Here is a 26,737-nt window from a genome sequence, read left to right on the forward strand (position 1 = left end):
CTCGCTTAACGCAGATGAAGTTTGCTCCTAGCTCTGTAGCACTGTTAAAATGAAATTATTCATTCAAACAACGATTACATCTACTGATGACAGAGCTGCTTAAGCGTCTCACGTTAGGATTGGTTCTTTGCTGCGTTATCCCCCTATTAGCAGCCTGTGGTCCTTCTCGTGTTCCTTCTGGCCTGGTTTATTGTTCTGAAGGTAATCCAGAGTCTTTCAATCCACAATTAGTAACCTCTGGCACCACAATCGATGCCACTTCACAGCAACTCTATGATGGACTGGTCGATTATGATGCGACATCAGGGCAGTTAGTCCCCTCTTTAGCCACCGCCTGGACTATCAGTGACGATGAGCGCGTGTACACTTTTTCGTTACGCACTGGGGTGCGTTTCCATCACTCAAACATCTTTACCCCAACGCGTAATTTCAACGCCGATGATGTCCTGTTCTCATTTAACCGTATTACCGATAGCACTCACCCGTATCATGATGTGGCTAAAACAGGTTACCCTTTTTTCCAAAGCATTGGCTTTTCTGATTTAATCGACAACATTGAGAAAATAAACGACTATCAAGTTGCTTTTCACCTGACACAAAAAGACGCCTCATTTTTATCTAACCTCGCCACTGGGTTTGCCGTCATCTTGTCACAAGAGTATGCGCAGCAACAACTGCAGGCAGGCGAACCTGAACTCGTCGATAAACTGGCGATTGGTACTGGTCCTTTTAGGCTAGTCGACTATGTCAAAAATGATTTTATTCGCTATTATCGTAACCATCATTACTGGCGCCTAACTCCTGAAGTTGAGCAACTGGTCTTTGATATTACCCCCAAAAGTACCACACGACTGGCGAAGCTCATTACAGGTGACTGTAACATTTCGGCACTCCCCAAAGCTGGAGAGTTACCCGTTGTGATCGATAAGCCCAATTTAGAGGTCGATTCCATCCCGGGTTTTAATGTGGCTTTTTGGGCATTTAATACCGAACGTATTCCCTTTAACGATGTGCGGGTGCGCCAAGCATTAGCCCATGCAGTGGATAAAGAAAATATCCTGCGGGCGGTATACCATCAAACGGCCGTAGAAGCCGTTGGTCTGCTGCCCCCGTTATCATGGGCCTATTCAACCAATAAAAGCCTAATCGACTATAACCCGGAAAAAGCACGTAAATTACTTAGCGATGCTGGCATCAGTGACTTAAGCATCGATATCTGGGCAATGCCGGTAGCCCGAATTTATAACCCTAATGCCCACAAAACCGCTGAATTAATTCAAGCCGATTTGGCGCGTATTGGGGTGAAGGTCAACATAGTCAGTTACGATTGGAGTGTGTTTAACCAAAAACTGAGTGGCCAAAATTATGATTCGGTACTCATTGGATGGAACGCCGATAACAGCGATCCGGACAATTTTTTCACCCCCATTTTGAGTTGCGCATCGGTAAATTCTAACAGTAACCGCTCACGTTGGTGCTCACCAGAATTTGACCGTATTCTACAGACGGCTAGGTCGACTACGGTTCGCGTTACGCGCACAGCCTTATACCAACAGGCTGAGCAATATATTGCCGAGCAAGTTCCAATGTTGCCTTTTGCACACGCCACCCGCATGGTAGTCAAACAAAAACGGATAACTCAGTCTAAGTTAACCCCGTTTGGGGGGATCTCTTTCACCAATACCACTAAGGTGACACCGGCCATTGTGGCTATTGAGGAGCCAAACTGATGGCACGCTATCTTGCTCGCCGCTTAAATCTATTTCTTGCGACATCACTGGTGTTGTTTATGGTGATGTTTAGTGTCACCGCACAGTTTCCGGTCGAACACACCGTCGCCCTCACTGGCATTCAAGCTCCCACCACGGAAGAACAAGCCAGCATCAATGCAGCTTATCGTCTCGACCAAGGCCAAATCAGCCAATTTATTGCTTATTTAGAGCAGCGTTTATCGGGAAACTTAGGGATCTCTGTTACCTCGCAAAATCCGGTGTCTAATGAATTAACCGCCGTGCTCAGCGCCAGCTTCGAATTGGCCTTTGTCGCTGGTGCGATTGCACTACTACTCGGGATCCCTCTAGGAGTTTTAGCGTCGTTAAGTCAACATAAAATAACCCAACATACCATTATGGCGATCACCTTAACTGGCTATTCAATTCCGGTCTTCTGGCTGGGACTGAGTCTGTCACTGTGGTTTGGCGTGCGCTTAGGCTGGCTACCCATCTCCGGTCAAATCAACCTGCTTTACGAGATAAAACCGGTGACGGGTTTTCTGCTGATAGATATCTTGTTATGGGACTCTCAATATGCTTGGTCAGCGTTTATCGACGCCTTACAACACATTGTATTACCCGCGGTCACCTTGGCCGTACTGCCTTTTACTGTGGTGGTGCGCATCACCCGAAGTGCCATGATGTCGATTATGGAAAAAACCTATATTAAAGCCGCCGAAGCTCGGGGCCTAAGAACCTATACCATAGTGATACGCCATGCACTGCCCAATGCCTTTATCCCACTACTTAAAAATATGGGACTGATGCTCGGAGCATTTGCCAGTTACGCGATTGTAGTTGAGGTAATTTTTAGCTGGCCAGGGGTCGGTGCTTGGTTAGTCTCGGGGATCTACCAGCGAGATTATACCGTGATCCAAGGGGGGATTTTAGCGGTAGCAATGATCATTATCTTTTTAAGTATCTTAATTGAAGTGTTACATACGGCGATCAATCCGCTCAGTAGGAAAGAACTCTATGCCGCCCATTAAAATTTATCAGGTAGGCCATATCCCCTCACCTCTGAGACGCATCTGGAATGCGTTTACTGACAACCCATTTGCATTTGCCGGTTTTTGGGCGATTTGCTGCCTCATATTACTGGCATTATTTGGACCAATTATCGCGCCATTTTCAGCCGCACATCAGGATCCACAAGCTTTATTGCTACCTCCCTCTTGGGATCCTGCTGGCACGGTTGAACACTTTTTGGGAACCGACGATCTGGGTAGAGACATCTTTAGCAGGTTGCTGCATGGGGCGCACCTGACCTTTGGCATGGCACTGGCGATTGTCGCCACGGCCTTGGTGATAGGCTTTGTAATAGGCTCTATTTCGGGCATGATGACGGGCTTAAAATCGAGTATATTGAGTCATTTACTCGACGCACTTCTCTCTATCCCCTCGTTATTAATGGCAATATTAGTGGTGGCTGTCACCGGACCTGGACTGGGCAATGTATTTTGGGCGGTAGGTATTGCATTAACGCCTCAATTTGTCAGGGCTATCCACCAAGCGGTACATGAAGAGCTGCAAAAAGAGTATGTGACTGCCGCAAGGCTCGATGGGGCCAACCCACTACAGATTTTTTGGTATGTGATTTTACCGAATATTTTAGACACCATGATTATTCAAACCACCTTAGGTATTTCAGCAGCTATTTTGGATATCGCCGCCTTAGGTTTCTTAAATCTGGGGGCACAAGCACCGAGCCCTGAATGGGGCGCTATGGTGGCACAAGGGTTAGATAACCTCTTAACGGCGCCATGGACCGTCACCATCCCTGGCGTAGCCATCTTATGCAGTGTACTGGCGATTAACCTCGTTGGCGACGGTCTGCGCTCTGCACTTTCACCCATTCGCCATTAATGAGAAACCAACATGCCATTATTGGACATTAGAAACCTCACCATCGAACTCGATACGCCCCACGGCCGGGTGAAGGCACTAGAGCGGGTAAGCTTAACCCTTAACCCGGGTGAAATTCATGGTCTACTGGGTGAATCTGGCTCGGGGCGAACCTTACTGGCAAAAGCCATTATGGGGATCCCTGGGCATAATTGGACAATACAAGCCGATCGCATGATGTGGGATGGTCAAAACTTATTGGACATGAGCACTAAAGCACGCCGCGCCTTAATGGGCAGCGAAATGGCGATGATTTTTCAAGATCCCATTAGTAGCTTAGACCCCACCATAGTGGTCGGCGTGCAAATTATCGAAGCCATGCCCGAAAACAAGGCGTTACCTTGGTGGCGACGTGAGCAAGACAAACGTAAAACCGCGCGGCAATGGCTACATAAGGTGGGCATTAAAGAAACCCAAAAAGTGATGTCAAGCTACGCCTGGGAGCTGTCTGACGGTGAATGCCAAAAAGTGATGATTGCCATTGCGGTCGCCAACCAACCACGCTTACTGATCGCCGACGAGCCGACCAACTCCATGGAAGTCAGAACTCAAGCGCAAATATTTCGCCTGCTGAGTAAATTAAATCAATTACATAATGTATCGATTTTATTGATTAGCCACGAGCTAGAAAACTTATCTCAATGGTGTGACCATTTATCAGTCATGTACAGTGGCCAAATAATGGAATCTGGCCCCACCGCCGATGTGATTGCTCAGCCATATCACCCTTATACCAAGGCGATACTGGACAATATTCCTGATTATTCTAACCCTGAGTTGCATAAAACCATGATGCAAACTCTGCGTGGCTCGGCGCCATCACTACAACACCAACCCATTGGTTGCCGCCTTGGCCCCCGTTGCCCTCAGGCGCAAAAGCACTGTGTGAATCAGCCTAAATTGAGCCATCATAAAGATCGCTATTTTGCGTGTCATTTCCCTTACTATAATGAGCCAAGTCATGACGAGCCCCTTACTAAAAGTTAGCCAACTCAGTAAAACCTTTTTTGCTGGCTACAAAGGTTTTAAACGTCAATATAATCAAGCGCTTGGACCAATATCGTTTGAACTTAACAGCGGCGAAACCCTGGCCATTGTGGGCGAAACGGGTTCGGGTAAGAGTACCCTAGCGCGCATTCTTGTGGGCGCAGAGCAGCGCAGCGCGGGGGAGATTTATTTTGAAGGTGAACGCCTTGATAGCCGTAACCTTAAGCAGCGTTGCAAGTTAATTAGGATGATTTTCCAAGATCCCAATACTTCATTAAATCCCAGTTTAACTGTGGGTGAACTGCTCGATGAACCGCTACGCTTTAATACCGACTTAGATAAACACAGCCGCCGTGCACAAGTGATTGACCGCTTAAGAAAGGTTGGCTTACTGCCTGAGCACGCCGATTTTTATCCCCATATGATTTCAGAGGGGATGAAACAGCGAGTCGCGGTGGCAAGAGCCTTGATGTTAGACCCAAAAATCATTATTGCCGATGAAGCATTAACCGCATTGGATCTATCGGTGCGATCGCAAATTTTAAATCTGTTGCTTAAACTCCAGCAAGAGATGGGATTGTCTTATATTTTTGTATCACACAACATGAACATTATTCGCCATTTTAGCGACAAAATTATGGTGTTACATCAGGGTGAAATGGTGGAGAAGGCCACCACGGAGAATTTATTCAATTCGCCGCAACATGAATACACCCAGCGGCTGATCCAAGAGCAAACGATGTTCTCCTACAAACGCTAAACTGCTCCAACCACTAGGGCTTATATGCCTAATTATTAAAAAACATGTGCCATTTCATCTTGCTTTAATTATCCTTATGGCACTTTTTCAAGAGAAGCAGAAACATGATAATCAAACCCAAAACACGTGGCTTTATTTGTACTACCACTCATCCGGTCGGCTGTGAAGCAAATGTACTTGAGCAAATTAACCTAACTAAGGCAAACGGACCTGTTGCCAACGGCCCTAAAAAGGTACTGGTTATCGGCTCTTCAAGCGGCTATGGTCTATCTTCACGTATTGCAGCGGCTTTTGGTAGCGGCGCTGCAACCCTTGGCGTCTTTTTTGAAAAACCAGGAACCGAAACCAAACCAGGTACCGCCGGTTGGTATAACTCTGCGGCATTTGACAAGTTTGCTAAACAAGCTGGCTTATACTCAAAGAGTTTAAACGGTGATGCTTTTAGCCATGAGGCTAAACAACGCGCCATTGAGATCATCAAACAAGATCTTGGCCAAGTCGACATGGTGGTCTACTCACTGGCCTCACCGGTTCGAAAACTGCCTGATAGCGGCGAATTAATCCGCTCAGCGCTTAAACCTATAGGGGAAACCTATACCGCAACCGCGGTGGATACCAACAAAGATATCATTATCGAAACCAGCGTTGAGCCCGCCACAGAGCAAGAGATCCAAGACACCATTACCGTTATGGGTGGTCAAGATTGGGAGTTATGGATTAACGCCCTAGCCGATGCCGGTGTATTGGCCCCCAAGTGTAAGACCGTTGCTTATAGCTATATCGGCACCGAATTGACTTGGCCTATCTATTGGCATGGCGCTCTTGGCAAAGCCAAGATGGATCTTGACCGTGCAGCACATGAACTTAACGCCAAGCTATCAGCTACCGGTGGCAGTGCCAATGTTGCCGTGCTTAAGAGTGTCGTCACTCAAGCCAGCTCAGCTATTCCGGTCATGCCCTTGTATATCGCGATGGTCTTTAAAAAGATGCGTGAAGAAGGCCTGCATGAAGGTTGCCAAGAGCAGATTAACCGTATGTTCAGAGAACGTTTATTCCGCGAGGATGGCACGGCGCCACAACTTGATGAAGCCAATCGTCTGCGCCTAGATGATTGGGAGCTCAAAGAGGAGATACAGCAGCATTGCCGTGACTTATGGCCGTTAGTCACCACAGAAAATCTCTGTGAGCTCACCGATTATCGCGAATATAAACAAGAGTTCTTAAAGCTGTTTGGTTTCGGCGTGGAGTCAGTTGATTATGATGCCGATGTTAATCCTGAAGTTAACTTCGACGTAGAACCAATATAATCTGAAGCTAGAAACACTGTCAGCTAAAAACAGTACCTAGCAAAAAAACACTCTAACAAAAAACCACGATGCCTATCGTGGTTTTTTATTTACCCCCTCTAGGCGCCTAAGCGTTCCTAACTTCATCTGCGCACCATCTCTAAGCGATATAATTCTAATCAACGCTATTGTTGTAAACGATAAATAAGCACTCGTCTCGTTAGTTTTCGCACCGTCAAAAAGACGCGATTCCTATTAGCAAAGCGACTCAATAGAACAAAATCCTAACCTTATAGCGTTAACAGAGAGACGATGACACAGCGTAAGCCTGAATCTATACCGCTAGCATCGATAACTTTTCAGCATAAAAAAAGCCAGAAGATCACTCTTCTGGCTTGTTATCATTAAAGTTGCAATTTATTCTGCTGGGCTGTAAACCACTTCGCTTTGTGCTTTCAACAAGCTTATCACAGCACGGTAATCGCTTTCAGCATACTGTGAATTTAAGCGCTGCTTAATGGCATTGGCCAAGTTGTCATCGACAGTCTCAGCTGCATTGACTTTATCGAGCACGATAACCGCATAGCCATTGGCCAAGGCGGCGGTATCTACCACAGGCTCACCATCTGGCTGCGCCATTTCAAAGGCTTTAGTGGTAATAGCGTTATCAATGCGTTGATCGAAACGCGCCAGTTGCACTTGAGTCGTTAGCTCAGCAGTATTATCACCGGCTTTGATTGCCGTCATCAGTGTTTGAGCCTGCTCACGAGCAATATCGTTGGCCTTGTCTTGCTTCAGGCGCTCAACAATACTGGCTTTAACTTGCTCTAAGGCTAGCGTTCCTGCTGGCGTATGGGATTTAACTCGTACCACCATCACATGGTTTGGACCTAATTCAATAACGTCGCTGTTCATACCGTCGAGCAATACCGTTTCAGAAAAGGCCGCTTTAATCACTTCAGGCGCATTAAGCGGCTCTGGTGCATTATCACGTGAAAACTCTGGACTAGTCTTAACTGCTACACCCACTTCTTGAGCGGCTTCAGACAGGGTATCTGGCACTTCGTAGCTCACATCGGCTAAGCGTTGCTGCAGACCATAAAATTGATCTACGGCTTTCTTTTCCGTCAACTGGACGACAATCTGCTGTTTAACATCATCAAATGATGCAGTAGAGCCGGCTTGTACGTCGAGTAGTTTAATGATGTGGAAACCAAAATTGGTTCTTACCACATCAGAATACTGACCTTTATCTAGCGCGAATAAAGCACTGTCGAAAGCGGGATCCATAACGCCCTGTTCAAACCAATCAAGTTGCCCGCCCTGCTCAGCACTGAAGGTATCATCAGACTCTGTTTGGGCTAAGGTGGCAAAATCCTCACCAGCTTCTAACTTAGCATAGATAGCATCGGCTTTGGCTTTAGCCGCCGCGTCATCATCACCAAAATTAACTAAGATATGTCCAGCAAGACGTTTTTCAGGCTGCAGGTACTGCGCTTGATGCTCATCATAATAGGCTTGAGCTTCTTCGTCTGAAACACTGTGTCCACTGGCCATATCGGCCACATTCAGTTCAATATAATCGACTGACACAGTTTCTGGGCGCACAAATTGATGTTGATTAGCTTGATAATAGCTCTCAACTTCCTCATCAGAGATACTGACTTGGTCAAATAGCGGTGTAGCATCGACAACGTGATAACGGATATCGCGAGTCTGCGCCTGGATATTGGCTAAGTAATTGACTTCACCTGGTAGCACAAACTCTGAACCGACTAATGAGGCCACCAACTGACGACGGGTCATATCGACACGCATCATGTCACGGAAACTATTGACTTGATAACCCAGCTGACGGATCAGCGCAAGATAACGGTCATTATCAAATTGGCCATCGGTTTGAAAGGCTGGTTCATTAATAATCGCATTTTTGATCTGCTCATCAGAGACGGTCAATCCTAAATCTACAGCAGCTTGATCGATAAGCTTGTCGGCAACTAAACGCTCTAGCACGCTTTGTTTTACGCTTGCTAAGTAAGTGTCATTACTGGCAAGTGCATCATACATTTCGCCCAGTTGCTGCTCTAATCGAGCACGCTCGCTTTGATAGGCTTGCTCCAACGCTGAGTTACTGATCTCTTCGCCGTTTACGGTGGCAGCTACAGGCTCAGATGATGATCCTAAGTAGCTACTCACGCCAGTAAATGCAAAGGATAGTATTACAAGGACGAGAATGCTTTTTGCAATCACGCCCTGTGAGCCTTCGCGAATCTTTTCTAACATCAGATTTCTCGCTTGTTACTTAAAATAAAAAGGCGCATCACTCGATAGGATGCGCCTTCTATGTAAATTGTCAGACCTAGTTATACATTACGTAAGTTAGGCCAACGGCATGATAATGACAACTGCATTACCAAAACACTTACTCGGTAAAAAGCACTGCCTAAACAGTGCTTATTGACATGTAAGGTTTACAAAGGCCACCTTGACTAAGTATGTCTTAGTTTACAGCGTCTTTAAGTGCTTTACCTGCTTTGAACGCAGGAATGTTTGCCGCTGCAATCTTGATCTCTTTACCCGTTTGTGGGTTACGACCAGTGCGCTCTGCACGTTGACGAACTTCAAAAGTACCAAAACCAACTAGAGAAATTTTATCGCCATCTTTTAGGCCATCTGTCACAGCAGAAATAAAAGAATCTAGAGCACGGCCAGCTGCCGCTTTAGAAATATCAGCACCAGATGCGATTTTCTCGATTAGTTCAGATTTGTTCATGTCATCCCCTTGAATTTAATTTTGTGCGCCGCAACCAAATCCTTGTCTAGAGCGGTCTGCGGTGGCTTTTATAACAAGCTTGATCCTAAAGTTCAAGCCAAATAGGAAAACCTAAGAAATAAAATTGGAATAAGCTAAAAACCAGTAGCGCCAAGGCCTGTAGCTAAAAAGCTATCCACCGACCTAGGCTACCACAGGTTAAGACTTTAGAAAGCCCCTTTTTGCATTTTTTTTAATGCAAATAAGTATTTTCTTGCGTTAGCCCAAATTTTTAACAACTTCAAAGCCTTCGATTGGTCGTTCTAACGCCAAAGCCAATACTTCATCGACCCAACGCACCGGTCTAATGTCCAGATCGGCAATCACATTAGCAGGAATTTCTTCTAAATCGCGCTCATTCTCTTTCGGAATAAGCACCAGTTTTGTCCCGCCGCGATGGGCTGCAAGTAACTTCTCTTTTAAACCACCAATAGGTAAGACTTCACCACGCAAGGTGATTTCACCTGTCATCGCCACATCGGCCCGTACAGGGTTACCCGTTAAGCTAGACACTAATGCCGTACACATAGCGGCACCTGCAGATGGACCATCTTTAGGTGTCGCGCCTTCAGGTACGTGCACATGAATATCACGCTTTTCATAAAAATCAGGGTTAATGCCTAGCTGTTCGGCGCGCGCGCGAACGACTGTCATTGCGGCCTGAATCGACTCTTGCATCACATCACCCAGTGAACCTGTGTAAGTTAACTTGCCTTTACCGGGTACTGAGGTGGCTTCAATAGTGAGCAAGTCACCACCCACTTCGGTCCAAGCAAGGCCCGTTACTTGACCAATTTGGTTATTTGACTCTGCTTTACCGTAATCAAAGCGCTGTACACCTAGGAAGGATTTCAAGTTTTCCTGATTTACATCGACATGCTTAACCGACTTATCGAGTAAGATTGTCTTTACCACTTTACGGCAAATCTTAGATAACTCGCGCTCAAGCGAGCGCACACCAGCTTCACGCGTGTAATAACGAATAATACCGATGATGGCACTATCATCGACCGTCACTTCACTGGCTTTGAGGCCATTACGCTCAATCTGTTTAGGCAATAGGTGCTGTTTAGCGATGTTTAGTTTTTCATCTTCGGTGTAACCAGAGAGACGAATCACCTCCATACGGTCAAGCAACGGACCCGGAATATTCATTGAGTTAGAGGTGGCAACAAACATCACATCGGATAGATCGTAATCCACTTCTAAATAGTGATCGCTAAAGGTCGCATTTTGCTCAGGATCGAGTACTTCAAGCAACGCTGACGCTGGGTCACCACGCATATCTGAGCTCATTTTATCGATCTCATCGAGCAAGAACAGCGGATTCTTAACGCCGACTTTCGACATTTTTTGAATCACTTTCCCCGGCATTGAGCCAATGTAGGTACGACGATGTCCACGGATCTCCGCCTCATCACGGACACCACCTAGCGCAACACGCACATATTTACGGCCTGTCGCTTTAGCAATGGACTGACCCAGCGAGGTTTTACCTACACCTGGTGGCCCAACTAAACATAAAATGGGCCCTTTAAGCTGCTTAACGCGGCTCTGCACCGCGAGATACTCTAAAATGCGCTCTTTGACTTTTTCCAAGCCAAAATGGTCGGTATCGAGCACATCTTGTGCTTTGGCTAAGTCACGCTTAATTTTAGAGCGCTGCTTCCAAGGCACTGAGATCATCCAATCGACATAGCTGCGTACCACTGTGGCTTCTGCCGACATTGGCGACATCATCTTCAGCTTATTTAGCTCAGCAACGGCTTTCTCTTTTGCCTCGCTAGGCATGCCGGCTTCATCGATTTTTTTCGCTAAGGTTTCAAATTCATCATGGGACTCGTCGATATCACCAAGTTCCTTTTGAATCGCCTTCATCTGCTCATTGAGGTAATACTCACGCTGACTCTTTTCCATCTGTTTTTTAACGCGAGAACGGATGCGCTTCTCGACTTGTAACAGATCGATTTCAGACTCCATCATGGCCATCAGGTATTCGAGTCGCTCAGAAACATTAACCATCTCGAGAATGGTTTGTTTGTCTTCAAGCTTTAATGGCATATGAGCGGCCATGGTATCGGCGAGGCGCGCGGCTTCATCAATACCTGACAGCGAGGTCAACACCTCTGGGGGGATCTTTTTGTTGAGCTTGATATAACCTTCAAATTGACCGATAGCAGAGCGAACTAAGACCTCTTCTTCTTTGTCGGCAATTTGATCAGACTCTAAATACTCAGCAGTAGCAATAAAGTATTCAGTTTCTTGGGTATATTTATCAATGCGAGCACGTTGGCCACCTTCAACCAGTACTTTTACTGTGCCGTCGGGTAACTTAAGTAATTGTAGGATTGATGCAACTGTACCCACCTCGAAGATATCATCACTAGTTGGTTCATCTAGTTCAGCATCGCGTTGTGCTACTAAAATAATCTGCTTATCTTGCTCCATCGCCGCTTCTAGGCAACGAATTGATTTTTCCCGACCAACAAACAGGGGAATAACCATATGAGGATATACCACCACGTCTCTCAGCGGCAGTACAGGGAGTTCGATTCGCGCTTCACGCTCTAAGGTCATAGCTCGATTCCGGTTGCTAACAATATTAAGGAGTATATTGGGGTTGATTAATGGGTTTCAATGGCAAACATAAAAAAAGGAGCCCGTCGGACTCCTTAATCATAATTTATTGCTCTGTTAGACCAATTATTGTTCGGCAACAGCCGCTTGAGATTCAGTGTTCTCATAAATCAAGATGGGGTCTGATTCGCCGTTTACCACAGATTCATCGATAACGACTTTGACGACGTGATCCAGTGATGGTAAGTCGTACATGATATCGAGTAACAAACCTTCTACGATTGAACGTAAACCACGTGCACCTGTTTTACGGGTCTTCGCTTTTAACGCAATCGCTTTTAACGCATCCTCTCTAAACTCAAGTTCAACACCTTCCATTTCGAAAAGCGCAGCAAACTGCTTAGTTAATGCGTTTTTAGGCTCAGATAATATCTGTACTAACGCAGCATCATCAAGTTCAGTTAACGTGGCTAATACTGGTAAACGCCCAATAAACTCTGGGATCAGACCGTATTTAACTAAATCTTCAGGCTCAACCTGCATCAACATATCAGAGATAGTAGCCTTATCCGATTCACCTTTAACTTCAGCACCAAAACCGATACCGGTACCGACTTGTGAACGTTGCTCAACTACTTTCTCTAAGCCCGCAAATGCACCACCACAGATAAATAAGATCTTTGAGGTATCAACCTGTAGGAACTCCTGTTGCGGATGCTTACGGCCGCCTTGTGGAGGCACAGCAGCAACCGTACCTTCTATCAGCTTGAGCAAAGCTTGCTGCACACCTTCACCAGACACATCACGGGTGATCGATGGGTTATCTGACTTACGGCTGATCTTATCAATCTCATCGATATAGACGATACCACGCTGGGCTTTTTCTACATCGTAGTCGCACTTTTGCAATAATTTCTGGATGATGTTTTCAACATCTTCACCCACATAACCGGCTTCGGTCAGTGTCGTTGCGTCTGCCATGGTAAACGGAACATTCAAGAACCGAGCTAGCGTTTCGGCCAATAAGGTTTTACCGCTACCCGTAGGACCTATCAGCAAGATGTTACTCTTTCCTAACTCAACACCATCTTTAGGAGAAGCATTCTTTAAGCGCTTATAATGGTTGTATACTGCAACCGACAACACTTTTTTCGCTTTTTCCTGACCGATAACATAATCATCAAGATGTGCTCTGAGATCATGAGGTGTAGGTAGCTTATCTTGTTCAGGCTTAGGTGATATCTCTCTGATCTCTTCGCGGATGATGTCATTGCAAAGCTCGACACACTCATCACATACATACACAGAAGGACCAGCAATGAGCTTACGAACCTCATGCTGACTCTTTCCACAAAAAGAGCAGTACAGTAGTTTCCCACTATCACCGTTGCTTTTGTTGTCGCCCATTACTTTACCTCTTTTGCAGTGTCAGGCACTGCACAATTAATCTTACAACCTTTACTGATCATAGCTCAGCAACGGACAATTATCAGCTTCGTTTATCTAACACAGAGTCAACCAGACCATAGGCTTCGGCCTCTTTGGCGCTCATAAAGTTATCACGATCGGTATCACGTTCAATCACTTCCAAAGGTTGACCTGTATGATCGGCCAGCATTTGATTTAATTTATTCTTAATGCCCAAGATCTCTTGCGCATGAATCGCGATATCAGACGCCTGTCCCTGGAAACCACCTAGTGGCTGATGGATCATCACCCGCGAGTTAGGCAAACAATGGCGTTTACCTTCGGCGCCACCGGCTAACAAAAATGCGCCCATGCTGGCTGCCTGACCGATACATACCGTGCTGACATTCGGTTTAATGAACTGCATAGTATCATAAATTGCCATACCTGCAGTGACCGAGCCACCTGGAGAATTAATATAAAGATAAATATCTTTGTCTGGGCTTTCCGACTCTAAAAACAGTAGTTGAGCAACAATGAGGTTAGCCATGTGCTCTTCAACTTGCCCAACAAGAAAGATCACGCGCTCTTTTAAGAGACGAGAATAGATATCATATGAGCGTTCACCTTTGGCCGTTTGTTCAACAACCATCGGGACAAGTGCATTCAGTACTGATTCTGGTGCATTTAGCATTATTAACTTCCCTAAATAAAAATGGCTCGCATGAGGAGCCTCATACGAGCCATTATAAATGGCTAATAGCCATTTAAGTCAAGCATAGGTTATGCGCGACCGGTAGCCTTGTTCATAAATTCTTCGAAATTGACTTCTTTTTCGGTCACTTTCGCAGATTTTAACAATGCTTCAACGGCTTGCTCTTCTAATGCAACGTTACGCATGTTCTGCATCATCTCTGGATTGTTGTTGTAATACTCAACAACTTCACTTGGATCTTCATATGCAGAAGCCATAGAGGCGATTAGCGCTTGTACGCGATCATCTTCAGCTTTTAGCTCGTTAGCTTTAATCACTTCACCAAGCAGTAGACCCACTTTTACGCGGCGCTCAGCTTGTTCAGTGAATAGATCGGCTGGTAGCTCAGGCATGTTAGCCGCTTGCTGACCAAAACGTTGCATCGCTTGCTGACGCAGTACGTTTACTTCACCGTCGATAAGTGCTTTTGGCAGTTCGATATCATTTTGCTCAAGCAGACCGTTAAGTACTTGCTCTTTAACATTCGCTTTTAGCGCTTGTTCAAGTTCACGGCTCATGTTCTTGCTGATCTCAGCCTTAAGTGCCTCTAGGCCACCTTCAGCAACACCAAACAACTTAGCAAACTCATCGTTCACTTCTGGTAGATTCGCCGCTTGAACTTCTTTAAGGGTGATTGCAAACTTAGCAACTTTACCTTTCAGGTTTTCAGCGTGGTAATCTTCAGGGAAAGTTACTTCAATGTCGAACTCTTCACCGGCTTTGTGACCTTCAACACCTGATTCAAAACCAGGGATCATGCGGTTACTACCCAGTTGCAGCTCGAAATCTTCAGCTTTACCGCCTTCGAACTCTTCACCGTCGATAGAACCAACGAAATCGATTTTCGCCTTGTCGCCATCAGCCGCTGCACGGTCAACGACTTCAAACGTAGCATGTTGCTTACGTAGGGTTTCAATCATCGCATCAACGTCAGCATCAGTCACTTCTGCTTTAGGTTGTTCAACTTCAATCGCATCTAGACCTTTTAGTTCTACTTCTGGGTAGATCTCGAAAGTAGCCACAAACTGGAAGTTTTCACCGTCAGTTTCGCCAGGAACGAAAGTAGGTGCACCTGCAGGATTTAACTTTTCAGCGATAATAGCTTCAACAAAATTACGTTGCATCACTTCACCAGTGATGTCTTGACGAATCGCACTACCGTAACGCTTATTGATCACGCTTACTGGTACTTTGCCTGGTCGAAAACCAGGAATACGCGCACGCTTGGCTTCATTTTTCAAACTATCTGAAACGGCTTTCTCGATCTGCTCAGCAGGAACAGAAATAGTTAGACGGCGTTCTAAACCTTGTGTTGTTTCTACAGAAACTTGCATTGTTTTACCTCGAAATATGTCAAACGTCTTTTTGTAATAGTCGAATATTCAACTACTAAGGTATTCGTTTCTTGATCTAAAAAAACGACTAAAATGGCTTGGTAACTGAATTTGGCAGTCGTCGCACATAGTTGAAATTTATCAAGACGCGACATTATAGCCACGGTTTTCTGCATAGTCGAGCCTCATAGCTCGAATTACAGACGTAAAAAAAGCGACTCAAGGTCGCTTTTTTTATTTTCTTCTAAAAAGAAGTGGGGTGACTGATGGGGCTCGAACCCACGACAACCGGAATCACAATCCGGGGCTCTACCAACTGAGCTACAATCACCACTGTTTGGTACGCCCGGCAGGATTCGAACCTGCGGCCATCCGCTTAGAAGGCGGATGCTCTATCCAACTGAGCTACGGGCGCTTCGTTATGAACTAGGTTCATATCCTAACTGGGCAAATAGCGTTTACACGCTACTTAAAAATTTGGTCGGTGATAGAGGATTCGAACCTCTGACCCTCTGGTCCCAAACCAGATGCGCTACCGGGCTGCGCTAATCACCGAAGGTGTTACATGTTCACCGATTGACTAAGTCTGCCTGAGAACGGAGCGCATCTTATCCCCTCAGTTAAATAGCGTCAACGATTATTTTTAAAAGCGCATTCACTTGCTCACTTTAACATCTACACGCTAGTAAATTCACCTAACCGGCTATTATGGTTTGACATAAAGTGGCTCTCTCGCTGACTGTTAACACCATAAACCGTTGCCGCTCAATCCATAACAGCTGCATTTTGCCTTATTGCTATGCTAAAGGCCTTTTTCGCCAAATAATCAAGATGCTATTAGCTAAATCCAGCATCACTGGATTATTCTTATTTTAAAACGGTCTGTTATACGGCTAAATCAATGACACCAACCTATGCCCCTGTTAAAATGTCGCCGTTTTTATTATCGCGCCATATAAAGGAAATCCACCCCTCATGACAGCCCAAATAATCGATGGCAAAGCGATCGCCCAATCCATTCGAACTCAGTTAGCTATAAAAGTAACCGCCCGTAAAGAGGCTGGACAACGTGTTCCTGGCTTAGCCGTGATCCTTGTTGGAGCCGATCCGGCATCACAAGTCTATGTTGGCAGCAAAAGACGGGCTTGTGAGGAAGTTGGCTTCCTCTCACAATCATTTGACCTTCCCTCTGAGACCTCTGAAGCAGATTTACTCGCCTTAATCGATAAGTGTAACGACGATGCAGCTATAGATGGCATTTTAGTACAATTGCCGCTGCCAAAGCACATTGAAGAGTCAAAAGTGATTGAACGTATTCGCCCCGATAAAGATGTCGATGGTTTCCATCCTTACAACGTCGGTCGTCTAGCACAGCGCATTCCTGTGCTGCGTTCTTGTACACCTATGGGTATTATGACGTTGATCAAATCAACCGGAGTCGATACCTATGGTTTAGATGCCGTGGTCGTTGGTGCATCTAATATTGTTGGCAGACCCATGACTTTAGAGTTGCTTCTCGCCGGCTGTACAACCACGACTTGCCATCGATTTACCCGCAATCTTGAAGATAAGATCCGTGGTGCCGATTTAGTGATTGTGGCGGTAGGCAAAGCCAACTTTATTCCTGGTGAGTGGATCAAACCTGGCGCTATCGTGATCGATGTGGGAATTAATCGCTTAGGCGACGGTAAACTCGTCGGTGATATACAATTTGATGTTGCAGCCCAGCACGCCAGTTATATTACGCCTGTGCCTGGTGGTGTTGGCCCAATGACCATTGCTAGCTTACTCGAAAATACCTTGTATGCTGCGGAAAACTATCACGACTAGATAAGTTTCGAGTTTCGACCAGCATAAAAAATGCCTGCGCTCTCACGCAGGCATTTTTATTTGTACTCAACAAGCAGAACTAATTACTTTTTACGCCAAGTCGTGCCTTCTGGACCATCTTCTAAAATAACGCCAAGGGCATTTAGGCCATCACGGGCCACATCAGCCGCCGCCCAATCTTTTTCAGTACGGGCGCGATTTCGCTCAACAATTAAGGCTTCGATTTGCGCAACTTCGTCATCACTGCCCTCGCCTTTAAAGAAGGCATCGACATCTTGATCTAAAATGCCCAGCACATCGCCAAGCTGTTTCAGGCTAACGCCTAATGCAGACGCTGCTGCCAAGTCATCGACCTTAAGACGATTAATCTCACGGACCATGTCAAACAACACCGAATAAGCTTCAGGCGTATTGAAATCATCATCCATCGCTGCAGTAAACTTAGCCACAAATTCTGTTGCTGGTGCAGCCTCGACGGTTAAATCTAAGCCCTTTAACGCGGTATAAAGACGCTCTAACGCTGCCTTAGCCTGTTTAAGATTATCCTCAGAATAATTAAGCTGACTGCGATAATGGCCGGACAACAGAAAATAACGCACTGTCGACGCATCGTAATGAGCGAGCACGTCCCGAATGGTAAAGAAGTTATTTAATGATTTAGACATCTTCTCTTTGTCGACCATCACCATACCGGTATGCATCCAGTAGTTCACATAAGGTGTGTCATGGGCGCAACAAGATTGAGCAATCTCATTTTCATGATGTGGGAACTGTAGATCTGAACCACCACCGTGAATATCGAAATGTTCACCTAAGTGTTTACCGTTCATCGCAGAGCACTCGATATGCCAGCCTGGACGACCTGGTCCCCATGGCGACTCCCACGTGGGTTCACCGGGTTTAGACATTTTCCACAACACAAAATCCATCGGGTCGCGTTTATTTTCATCAACTTCAACCCGCGCGCCGGCTTGCAGCTGATCTAAGTTTTGTCCCGACAAGCGGCCATACTCTGGGTATGATGACACACTAAACAGCACATCGCCGTCTGCTGCAATATAAGCATGTCCACGCTCAATCAAACGCTCAACTAACTCAACAATTTCAGGGATATGTAATGTTGCACGCGGCTCAAAATCAGGGCGTTTCATATTAAGCGCATCAAAATCCCGGTGCATTTCACCAATCAAACGCTCGGTTAATGACTCACAACTCTCGTTATTCTCTGCTGCGCGTTTAATAATTTTGTCATCGACATCGGTAATATTGCGCTGAAAATTAACCTCATAACCACGATATCTGAGGTATCTCACTATCATGTCGAAAGCAACAAACGTACGTCCATGACCAATATGACATAAATCATAGATGGTCACCCCGCAGACATACATGCCAACTTTACCTGGCTGTAATGGCTTGAATTCCTCTTTTTGGCGGGTAAGACTGTTGTATAACTTCAACATTGAGATTCTCTATATAAATAATTGACAACAAAAAAGTGGCTTCAGTCTATCACCTGAAAACCAGCGCTTCCAGCTTGATAGCGCGAATCTACAGCGTTTTTTGCCCTTCAACACATTATCGACATTTTGCTGATTAAAACCCCAGCAACTTGGTATTGCTCAACAGGAAAAGTCGACAGAATGGCTTTATGCTGCAGGTGTAATAGGCTAGAATCTTGCACTATCTATCCTGTTACACACGATGAGAATGAATCAAATGATCACAATGCAAACCAATCACGGCGAAATCAAAATTGAATTAGATGCCGAAAAAGCCCCTGTTACCGCGGCTAATTTCACTCAATATGTAAAAGATGGCTTTTATGACGGCACCATCTTTCACCGTGTTATTGACGGTTTTATGGTGCAAGGCGGTGGTTTCACCGAAGATATGACGCAAAAACGTGTGAATGAGGCTATCGAAAATGAAGCCAACAATGGCTTGTCAAACACCGTTGGCACCATTGCAATGGCAAGAACATCTGATCCCCATTCAGCAACCGCGCAGTTCTTTATCAACATCAACGATAACACTTTCCTCGATTTTAAAGCTGAATCGGCGCAAGGCTGGGGTTACTGTGTATTTGGGAAAGTAGTTGAAGGCATGGACGTGGTAAACAAGATCAAAGCGGTAGCCACTGGCAACCGTGGTATGCACCAAGATGTGCCACTGGAAGCGGTTGTGATTGAAAAAGTGACCATTGCTGAATAATCAGCCTCTCTTAAGCCACTTTTCATCACACCAGAGTATCACTTGTTGAATTACACTCTTTTCGTGGGCGATCTGCACCTGAGTGCCGATCGCCCCGACATCCTCGCGGCTTTTTATGGTTTCCTCAAGCAACACACTAACCACTGCGATGCCTTATACATACTTGGCGATCTGTTTGAGGTGTGGGTGGGCGACGATCTGGCTGAGCCTTTTGCCCTAGAACTGGCTGCGACACTTAAGCGATTTTCTGCACATACCCCTATCTATTTTATCCACGGCAACCGCGATTTCTTACTCGGTAAAGAATACGCAGCCTTAGCTGGCATGACGCTATTGCCTGAAGTACATTGCATCGATTTGTATGGACAAGCTACTGTGTTATTACACGGCGATAGTCTGTGCACCTTAGATAAGGCTTATCAACGCTTTCGCTGGTTTAGAAATCAACCATGGGTAAAGTTTATTTATGGTTTGCTGCCCAAAAAACGCCGTGTCGCTATCGCGAAAGGACTACGTAATAAGAGTCAACAGAGTAATCAGCAAAAAAGTCACACTATCATGGACGTTGAAAACCACGCAGTGACAGACTTAATGGATAAAACAGGTGCTATCTTGATGATCCACGGCCACACCCATCGACCTGACATTCATTCTTTAGCGCGAGATCGGCGACGCATTGTGGTCGGCGACTGGTACGATCAAGGCAGCGTATTAACGGTCACTTCTACCAACACCACATTAGCCAGTTTACCGCTTAACTAAATCATGGCTAGCATAGCTGCTAGCCCCGCCACTAAATTCTGAGTACCCAATCATTCACCTAAATGACTAAACTGGGCAACCTGAATGAAATTTGAATTCATTATCTGGTTCACGGATCAACTGGGCTTCAATCTGTGCAAAATGAGCAATTCGCTCACTAATATCCTCTGTTGCAATAGCTTGAGCCAAGGTCAAATAGTCTTGATAATGACGCGCTTCTGAGCGCAGCAATGAAACATAAAACTTTTGTAAGCCGTCATCGAGATGAGGGGCTAACTTTGCAAAGCGCTCGCATGAGCGCGCCTCGATAAAGGCGCCCACAATCAGCTTATCAATAAGTGTGGCAGGCTCATGGGTACGCACCTGCTTCATCATCCCTTTAGCGTAACGTCCAGCGGTTAAGTTTTGATAGGGAATATTTCGCGCATGCATTATCTCAAGTACCTGCTCAAAATGATGAAATTCTTCTTTAATCAGCCGCACCATTTTGCTAATAAGATCTGCACTATAATCTACACCCGCCTTAGGTGTTAACTCCCCTAAAAGCTCATTCTTTTTGGCTTCTCTTGCTAAAAAATCGGTAATAGAGCGCTGTTTATTGTAAACAAACTCCTCATAGGGTTTAGCCCAGTTCAGGAGTAAATCCCCACTGACTTTATCGATAGCGTACTTACGAATCAAAAACATCGCCGTCTGCGCCGCCTTAAGCTCGCAATTACAATGATCGATCAACAAGGCTGGCAATTGCTCAGACTTGATCGCCTGTGCAATCCACTCATCTGGGGTTTCACATTGTAAAAACGCTTGTATCGGTGCTAATAAGCCTTGCATGGTCGACTCTAAAGGGTAGTTGCTACAGTCGTCCATTTTAACAAAAAATGGCGCTATGGCTATATTCTGACAGCCAACATGACAGCGTTACCTTGACTAGTTCGGGTTTATGTTCAATAAATAAACTATGCCCGTCACAGTGACGTGGTGGATTGGAGCCTAGGGTCTATTGGTTGCAGGCCAGAAGGCATTACGGGTTCGTCTGAGGTTTGGCGAGCACAAGATTGAAGCTAAACAAGGATAACTATAATGATATTGAATCACTTAATGGGGTTATACACTCATCCTAAGGAAGAGTGGCACACAATTGAAAAAAATCACGAGGCGGTCAAAAGTAGTTTAAGCCATGTATTATTAATCGCACTTATACCCGCTATTTGCACTTATTTCGCCTCAACCTCTATAGGATGGGACTTAGGTGTTTCAGATCCTCTATTTCTCACCAAAACCAGCGCACTGATGATGTCGATTAGCATGTACATTGGCCTCATAATTGGAGTATTTGCATTAGCTTATTTAGCATTTTGGATGGCAAAAACCTTTGATGCTATGCCAAGTTTTACCCAAGCACTTGAACTCGCAGCCTATACCGCGACACCACTATTTATGGTAGGGCTGGCCGCCTTGTATCCGTCACTTTGGTTTATAATGGTGGTTGGATTGGCGGGGCTTAGCTACTCAGTGTATTTACTCTACACTGGCGTGCCAATTATCATGAATATTCCAGAAGAAAAAGGCTTTATCTACGCAAGTTCTGTAGTCACCGCAGGCCTTGTACTATTAGTAGCCTTAATGGCCTCTAGCATCATCTTATGGAGCCTAGGACTAGGACCTATGTACCAATAACTTGTCTCTAGGGGAACAATAAAAACAAAAGGCCTTAGGATATCCTAAGGCCTTTTTGTTCACTATTCCCAATTGGATAATTGAGAGTGTGGCATCATTAGTCTGACGAATCTCGTAGTGCGACCGTTAGATTAAACACTAGATTCTCAGGTGTTGAGTCTTTACTGTCAGCACAGAAATAGCCTTCGCGCTCAAACTGATATGCTTTTTCTGCTGGAGCATTAACCAAACTTGCTTCAACCAAGCCATGCTTAACCACCAATGAGTTAGGATTTAATACCTCATCTACGGTTGCTGCTGCTGCTGGATTAGGCTGGCTAAACAACTTGTCGTACAGACGCAACTCGGCTTTCACTGCGGTTGTGGCTTCAACCCAGTGGATCACACCTTTGACTTTACGGCCATCTGCGGGGTTTTTGCCCAATGTATCCTTATCATAAGTACAGTAGATGGTAGTTACATTACCCTCTGCGTCTTTATCACAACGTTCCGCCTTGATCACATAAGCATTACGTAACCGCACCTCTTTGCCTTGCACCAAACGTTTGTACTTTTTGTTCGCCTCTTCACGGAAATCATCGGCATCAATGTAAATATCACGGCCAAAGGCAAGCTCACGCTGTCCCATCGACTCTATCGTTGGGTGGGCTGGTGCGCTTAAACGCTCAATCTGATCTGCTGGATAGTTCTCAATAACCAACTTAACGGGATTAATCACCGCCATGGCACGAGGTGCGTGTTCGTTTAACTCTTCACGGATACAAGCATCAAGCATACCCACTTCGACCATATTCTCTTGTTTAGTCACGCCGATGCGACGACAAAACTCGCGAATTGATGAAGGCGTGTAACCACGGCGACGTAGACCCGCGATGGTCGGCATACGCGGATCATCCCAACCCGACACCAAATTACGTACCACTAAATCATTAAGCTTACGCTTAGACATCAGGGTATATTCAAGATTTAAGCGCGAGAATTCATATTGACGCGTCCGGTTTGGCGCCTGAAAATCATCAAGATTATCTAATACCCAGTCATACAAACGACGATTATCTTGAAACTCTAAGGTACACAAAGAGTGAGTGATATTTTCAAGGGCATCAGAGATACAATGGGTAAAGTCGTACATTGGGTAGATGCACCACTTGTCGCCCGTCTGATGATGATGGGCAAAACGAATACGGTAAATAATAGGATCGCGCATACACATAAACGGTGATGCCATGTCCACCTTTGCACGCAGCGAACACTCACCTTCTTTAAACTCACCCTTACGCATTTTTTCAAACAGCTCAAGGTTTTCAGCCACTGAAGTGTCACGGTAAGGACTATTTTTACCTGGCTCTTTTAAGGTGCCACGATATTCACGTGTTTGTTCACCATTAAGAAAACACACGTAGGCTAAACCTTTGGTGATTAATTCAACCGCATACTGATGTAATTTATCAAAGTAATTTGATGAATAACGAACATCCCCATCCCACTGAAATCCTAACCACTGCACGTCAGCCTGAATAGAGTTAACGTAATCGATATCCTCTTTCTCAGGGTTAGTATCATCAAAACGTAAGTTACATAGCCCTTTATAGTCTTGCGCTAAACCGAAATTTAAACAGATCGATTTGGCATGACCAATATGAAGGTAGCCATTAGGCTCTGGTGGGAAGCGGGTATGCACCTGAGTGTGCTTACCGCTTGCTAAATCTTCATCTATGATATTACGAATGAAGTTACTTGGACGAACTTCAGTGCCCGCATGACTCATGGAAATCCTCTTTGCCAACAGTGCTATGACCAATCGAGAGTGTAGTCGATCGGTGCCGATTAGGGAAAACCTGCATATTCCTACAGATCAGGTTGAGTTACAACGGCTGATAGACAAAAAGCCCTATCATTTATCGCAAAAACAAAAAAGCAGCGATAATTCGCTGCTTTTTGAATCAGAGCCCGCTTTATTCGGTCACGATATTAACCACAGGGATCAAGGTCTGTGCCTTTCTTCCTTTGCGCTTCAGCCACAGATAGAAGCTGATTAATGCCACCACAAAGAAACCAATCCAAAGACTCGACTGGAGTGGATGCTGGGCAAATGTCGCCGCTTGATAAAATACAGTCGCGGTGCCATAGGCTAAGGCAAAGGTCCAAGTCGCCGCAAAAGTGGCCCAACGTGAACCAAACTCGCCCACTAACGCTCCCATTGCTGCAACACAGGGTGTATACAACAAAATAAATAACAGGTAAGCAAACGCTGCAATAGTGCCACTAAATCCTGCCTGTAATGCACTGAATGTCGTGGTATCAACCACCAACTCTTCAGCTGCAACCTCTACGTTTGAAATATCACCTACTGACATAGACAATGGATCTTCTGGCGCAATACCAAACAGATTTTCCGGTATAGTTGCCAATGCTTCACTTACACTTTCAGATAATGGCGTTAATGCGCCCTCATCGCTACCTGCGGTCGAGTAAAGGCTATTTAAGGTGCCCACGACAGCTTCTTTAGCAAAAATTCCAGTGATGATCCCCACTGTAGCAGGCCAATTATCTTGCTCTATCCCCATAGGTGAAAACAGTGGAGTTACCTTTTGGCTTGCCACACTGAGCACCGACTCAGAACTATCTTCATGACCAAAAGAGCCATCAACACCAATGGCATTAATAAAGTTAAGCAAGGTCACGACAATTACAATGGTTTTACCTGCGCCTTTAATAAAGCTCTTGGTGCGCTTGCCCGTACGGGCCATTACCGTCTTGAATTTAGGCGTTTCATAATTAGGTAGCTCCATCACCACCGCACTACTTGAGCCAGGAAGCAAGGTAGAACGTAACAGCAAGCCAGTCCCCACAGCGGCGATAATTCCGATGATATAAAGTAAAAAGACTAGGTTTTGTCCCGATTCAGCAAAAAATGCCGCGGCAAACAAGGCGTACACAGGTAGACGAGCACCGCACGACATGAAAGGTGCCATCATGCCTGTCACGATGCGCTCACGCTCACTGCCTAGGGTACGGGTTGCCATAATGGCGGGAACTGAGCAGCCAAAACCTACAATCATAGGCACAAATGCTTTGCCTGGCAGACCAATGCGACGCATCAGGCCATCAACCACAAACGCGGCGCGCGCCATATAACCAGAACCTTCCAATACTGATAGCGCCAAAAACAGCGCAGCAATCACCGGAATAAAAGTAGCAACTGTCTGAATACCTTGACCAACACCACCAGCAACAATTGTCACCAGCCAGTCTGGCAGACTGAGACTACTCATTAAAGCACCGAGGTGATCAACAAATACGGCGCCGGCGACGATATCGAAAAAATCGATGAATGCACTGCCCACGTTAATACTAAACATGAACATTAAATACATCACAAATAGAAAAACAGGGACCCCCACAACAGGGTGTAGTGCCACTTTATCTATACGATCGCTTAAGGTAGGCACGTTGGTGCTAATAACAGACTGATCAAACACCTGCTGCACAAAATCAAAGCGGGTCGTTGCAATCATGATCTCGATATCTTGGCCTTGTGCCGCTAATGCTTCAGAACACTGAGACACTTCAGACAGCATTTGACCATTTTTACATTGGCCACAACCTAAGCCATTAGCCAACATCGCTAAGGCACGACCACGGCTAAGGTTGGCGTCACGGCTATGTAGCGCCTTAATTCCACGCTCGATTTCATCATCGTATGACAATACTAAAGGCGCTTCAGATACTTTCCCTTCAAGTAAATCGACAACTTGGCTTTTAACTTGCTCAATATCGCCCGCTTCACGCGAACATACCGCAATCACAGGGCAACCTAATTGCTGGCTCATTTCAGTGACGTTAATGTCAATACCGTGAGCCTTAGCGACATCAATCTTATTAATAACGACGACCATAGGGATACCCAGCTCACGCAGCTGGACGGTCAAATAAAGGTGGCGCTCAATATTAGTGGCATCAACCAAATTAATAATGGCATCCATACTAGTATCGGCTAAATACTGCTGTGCAACCTGCTCATCAAGTGAGCAATCACAGCTACTACCTGCCGGAAGAAGATCGTAAATGCCAGGTAAATCAGTTAATAAAACATCGGCTCCATTGAGTGTGAATTGCCCCGTTTTCTTTTCAACGGTTACACCAGACCAATTACCAACCTGCTGATTAGCGCCAGTTAACGCATTAAATAAAGTCGATTTACCCGCATTAGGGTTACCGACTGTGACACAATGAAATTGGTTAGCCATGGGCAACATCCACCTCTATTACATCTGCTAAATCTTTACGCATACACAATTTACTACCGCGAATAGCCAATTCTACACCTGTGCCTAATGGCGCTCGTCTGAGCATAGTGAATGAGGTGTTAGGGGTTATGCCCATGGATAACAGCTTACGCTTAACAACGGACGGCAGATTAATCTGACCTACTTCGGCGATAACAGCACTCTCGCCCGGCTTTAATTCGCTTAATTTCATATGTCTACCTTTTCAGGCCTCGAAAGAGCTTTATTAGCACCGATTCTAACGGAGCATCACTTAAAATAACTTTATCTAGATCAACATTTGAGACCGTAAACGATAATAGTTTTCAATTGTGTTTTGTATTATGTGACAGATCTCTCAACGAGTAAAACCCTTTATGCGATTGATAATG

At 45.4% G+C, this 26,737-nt stretch carries 21 protein-coding genes and 3 tRNA genes; 10 read left to right on the forward strand and 14 right to left on the reverse strand.

Annotation, left to right across the window (positions count from 1 at the left end; translation table 11 throughout):
* The first annotated feature begins 86 nt into the window (after positions 1 to 86).
* From AC5YBX_RS11220 to fabV, 6 genes are all read left to right on the forward strand, one after another.
* Positions 87 to 1,730, forward strand: coding sequence for an ABC transporter substrate-binding protein (locus tag AC5YBX_RS11220; protein WP_494523691.1), 1,644 nt, complete (start codon positions 87 to 89; stop codon positions 1,728 to 1,730).
* Positions 1,730 to 2,761: an ABC transporter permease gene (locus AC5YBX_RS11225; protein ID WP_494521413.1), complete on the forward strand. Its 1,032-nt coding sequence runs from the start codon at positions 1,730 to 1,732 to the stop codon at positions 2,759 to 2,761. Before AC5YBX_RS11220 ends, AC5YBX_RS11225 begins: the two co-directional genes overlap by 1 nt.
* Positions 2,748 to 3,638, forward strand: a complete 891-nt coding sequence (locus AC5YBX_RS11230) for an ABC transporter permease subunit (protein WP_494521412.1) — start codon at positions 2,748 to 2,750, stop codon at positions 3,636 to 3,638. The genes AC5YBX_RS11225 and AC5YBX_RS11230 overlap by 14 nt, the downstream gene beginning before the upstream one ends.
* Before the next feature lie 12 nt (positions 3,639 to 3,650).
* Positions 3,651 to 4,664, forward strand: coding sequence for an oligopeptide/dipeptide ABC transporter ATP-binding protein (locus AC5YBX_RS11235; protein ID WP_494523692.1), 1,014 nt, complete (start codon positions 3,651 to 3,653; stop codon positions 4,662 to 4,664).
* The gene (locus AC5YBX_RS11240) at positions 4,639 to 5,424 is read left to right on the forward strand and encodes a peptide ABC transporter ATP-binding protein (RefSeq protein WP_494521411.1); all 786 of its coding nucleotides are present in this window, start codon (positions 4,639 to 4,641) and stop codon (positions 5,422 to 5,424) included. Before AC5YBX_RS11235 ends, AC5YBX_RS11240 begins: the two co-directional genes overlap by 26 nt.
* A 104-nt stretch (positions 5,425 to 5,528) precedes the next feature.
* Entirely contained in the window at positions 5,529 to 6,731 is a 1,203-nt protein-coding gene (gene fabV, locus AC5YBX_RS11245) for an enoyl-ACP reductase FabV (RefSeq protein ID WP_494523693.1), read from the forward strand.
* Between the two features lie 396 nt (positions 6,732 to 7,127).
* Here the strand turns inward: fabV and AC5YBX_RS11250 are convergent, their stop codons facing one another.
* The 9 genes from AC5YBX_RS11250 to AC5YBX_RS11290 all read right to left on the reverse strand — a co-directional run bounded on the left by AC5YBX_RS11250 (position 7,128) and on the right by AC5YBX_RS11290 (position 16,149).
* Positions 7,128 to 8,993, reverse strand: coding sequence for a SurA N-terminal domain-containing protein (locus tag AC5YBX_RS11250; protein ID WP_494523694.1), 1,866 nt, complete (start codon positions 8,991 to 8,993; stop codon positions 7,128 to 7,130).
* A 217-nt stretch (positions 8,994 to 9,210) separates the two neighbouring features.
* Positions 9,211 to 9,483: an HU family DNA-binding protein gene (locus AC5YBX_RS11255; RefSeq protein ID WP_011866302.1), complete on the reverse strand. Its 273-nt coding sequence runs from the start codon at positions 9,481 to 9,483 to the stop codon at positions 9,211 to 9,213.
* A gap of 258 nt (positions 9,484 to 9,741) precedes the next feature.
* Positions 9,742 to 12,099: an endopeptidase La gene (gene lon, locus AC5YBX_RS11260; RefSeq protein WP_494521408.1), complete on the reverse strand. Its 2,358-nt coding sequence runs from the start codon at positions 12,097 to 12,099 to the stop codon at positions 9,742 to 9,744.
* A gap of 126 nt (positions 12,100 to 12,225) precedes the next feature.
* Complete coding sequence (gene clpX, locus AC5YBX_RS11265) at positions 12,226 to 13,506, reverse strand: ATP-dependent protease ATP-binding subunit ClpX (RefSeq protein ID WP_494521407.1); 1,281 nt, start codon at positions 13,504 to 13,506, stop codon at positions 12,226 to 12,228.
* Between the two features lie 82 nt (positions 13,507 to 13,588).
* Positions 13,589 to 14,200: an ATP-dependent Clp endopeptidase proteolytic subunit ClpP gene (clpP, locus tag AC5YBX_RS11270; protein WP_110456621.1), complete on the reverse strand. Its 612-nt coding sequence runs from the start codon at positions 14,198 to 14,200 to the stop codon at positions 13,589 to 13,591.
* Between the two features lie 89 nt (positions 14,201 to 14,289).
* Entirely contained in the window at positions 14,290 to 15,594 is a 1,305-nt protein-coding gene (gene tig, locus AC5YBX_RS11275; protein WP_494521406.1) for a trigger factor, read from the reverse strand.
* A 255-nt stretch (positions 15,595 to 15,849) separates the two neighbouring features.
* Positions 15,850 to 15,925: transfer RNA gene (locus tag AC5YBX_RS11280), tRNA-His, on the reverse strand.
* A 7-nt stretch (positions 15,926 to 15,932) separates the two neighbouring features.
* Positions 15,933 to 16,009 (reverse strand) — tRNA-Arg (locus AC5YBX_RS11285).
* Between the two features lie 63 nt (positions 16,010 to 16,072).
* Positions 16,073 to 16,149, reverse strand: a tRNA-Pro gene (locus tag AC5YBX_RS11290).
* A 420-nt stretch (positions 16,150 to 16,569) separates the two neighbouring features.
* Between AC5YBX_RS11290 and folD the strand changes: the two genes are divergently transcribed.
* Positions 16,570 to 17,424, forward strand: coding sequence for a bifunctional methylenetetrahydrofolate dehydrogenase/methenyltetrahydrofolate cyclohydrolase FolD (gene folD, locus AC5YBX_RS11295; protein WP_494521405.1), 855 nt, complete (start codon positions 16,570 to 16,572; stop codon positions 17,422 to 17,424).
* An 83-nt stretch (positions 17,425 to 17,507) separates the two neighbouring features.
* Here folD and cysS read toward each other — a convergent pair whose 3' ends face one another.
* Positions 17,508 to 18,887 carry a cysteine--tRNA ligase gene (gene cysS, locus AC5YBX_RS11300; RefSeq protein ID WP_494521404.1) on the reverse strand — a complete coding sequence of 460 codons (1,380 nt, stop codon included), beginning with the start codon at positions 18,885 to 18,887 and terminating at the stop codon, positions 17,508 to 17,510.
* A 256-nt stretch (positions 18,888 to 19,143) separates the two neighbouring features.
* Here cysS and AC5YBX_RS11305 point away from each other — a divergent pair, with 256 nt between their 5' ends.
* On the forward strand, positions 19,144 to 19,638 hold the full coding sequence (locus AC5YBX_RS11305; protein WP_494521403.1) for a peptidylprolyl isomerase: 495 nt from the start codon (positions 19,144 to 19,146) through the stop codon (positions 19,636 to 19,638).
* Positions 19,639 to 19,683: 45 nt separating this feature from the next.
* A complete protein-coding gene (locus AC5YBX_RS11310; RefSeq protein WP_494521402.1) occupies positions 19,684 to 20,400 on the forward strand; it encodes a UDP-2,3-diacylglucosamine diphosphatase in 717 nt (238 codons plus the stop codon).
* A 66-nt stretch (positions 20,401 to 20,466) separates the two neighbouring features.
* Here AC5YBX_RS11310 and miaE read toward each other — a convergent pair whose 3' ends face one another.
* Positions 20,467 to 21,231, reverse strand: a complete 765-nt coding sequence (gene miaE, locus AC5YBX_RS11315; protein WP_494521401.1) for a tRNA isopentenyl-2-thiomethyl-A-37 hydroxylase MiaE — start codon at positions 21,229 to 21,231, stop codon at positions 20,467 to 20,469.
* A 249-nt stretch (positions 21,232 to 21,480) separates the two neighbouring features.
* Between miaE and AC5YBX_RS11320 the strand changes: the two genes are divergently transcribed.
* On the forward strand, positions 21,481 to 22,077 hold the full coding sequence (locus tag AC5YBX_RS11320; RefSeq protein ID WP_494521400.1) for a Yip1 family protein: 597 nt from the start codon (positions 21,481 to 21,483) through the stop codon (positions 22,075 to 22,077).
* A gap of 97 nt (positions 22,078 to 22,174) precedes the next feature.
* On the opposite strand, the gene glnS is transcribed toward AC5YBX_RS11320, so the two are convergent.
* The 3 genes from glnS to AC5YBX_RS11335 all read right to left on the reverse strand — a co-directional run bounded on the left by glnS (position 22,175) and on the right by AC5YBX_RS11335 (position 26,559).
* A complete protein-coding gene (gene glnS, locus AC5YBX_RS11325; RefSeq protein WP_494523695.1) occupies positions 22,175 to 23,845 on the reverse strand; it encodes a glutamine--tRNA ligase in 1,671 nt (556 codons plus the stop codon).
* A 187-nt stretch (positions 23,846 to 24,032) separates the two neighbouring features.
* The gene (gene feoB / locus AC5YBX_RS11330) at positions 24,033 to 26,327 is read right to left on the reverse strand and encodes a Fe(2+) transporter permease subunit FeoB (protein ID WP_494523696.1); all 2,295 of its coding nucleotides are present in this window, start codon (positions 26,325 to 26,327) and stop codon (positions 24,033 to 24,035) included.
* Positions 26,320 to 26,559, reverse strand: coding sequence for a FeoA family protein (locus AC5YBX_RS11335; protein WP_494523697.1), 240 nt, complete (start codon positions 26,557 to 26,559; stop codon positions 26,320 to 26,322). The genes feoB and AC5YBX_RS11335 overlap by 8 nt, the downstream gene beginning before the upstream one ends.
* Positions 26,560 to 26,737 lie beyond the last annotated feature (178 nt).

The organism is Shewanella sp. 492 (assembly GCF_059338445.1).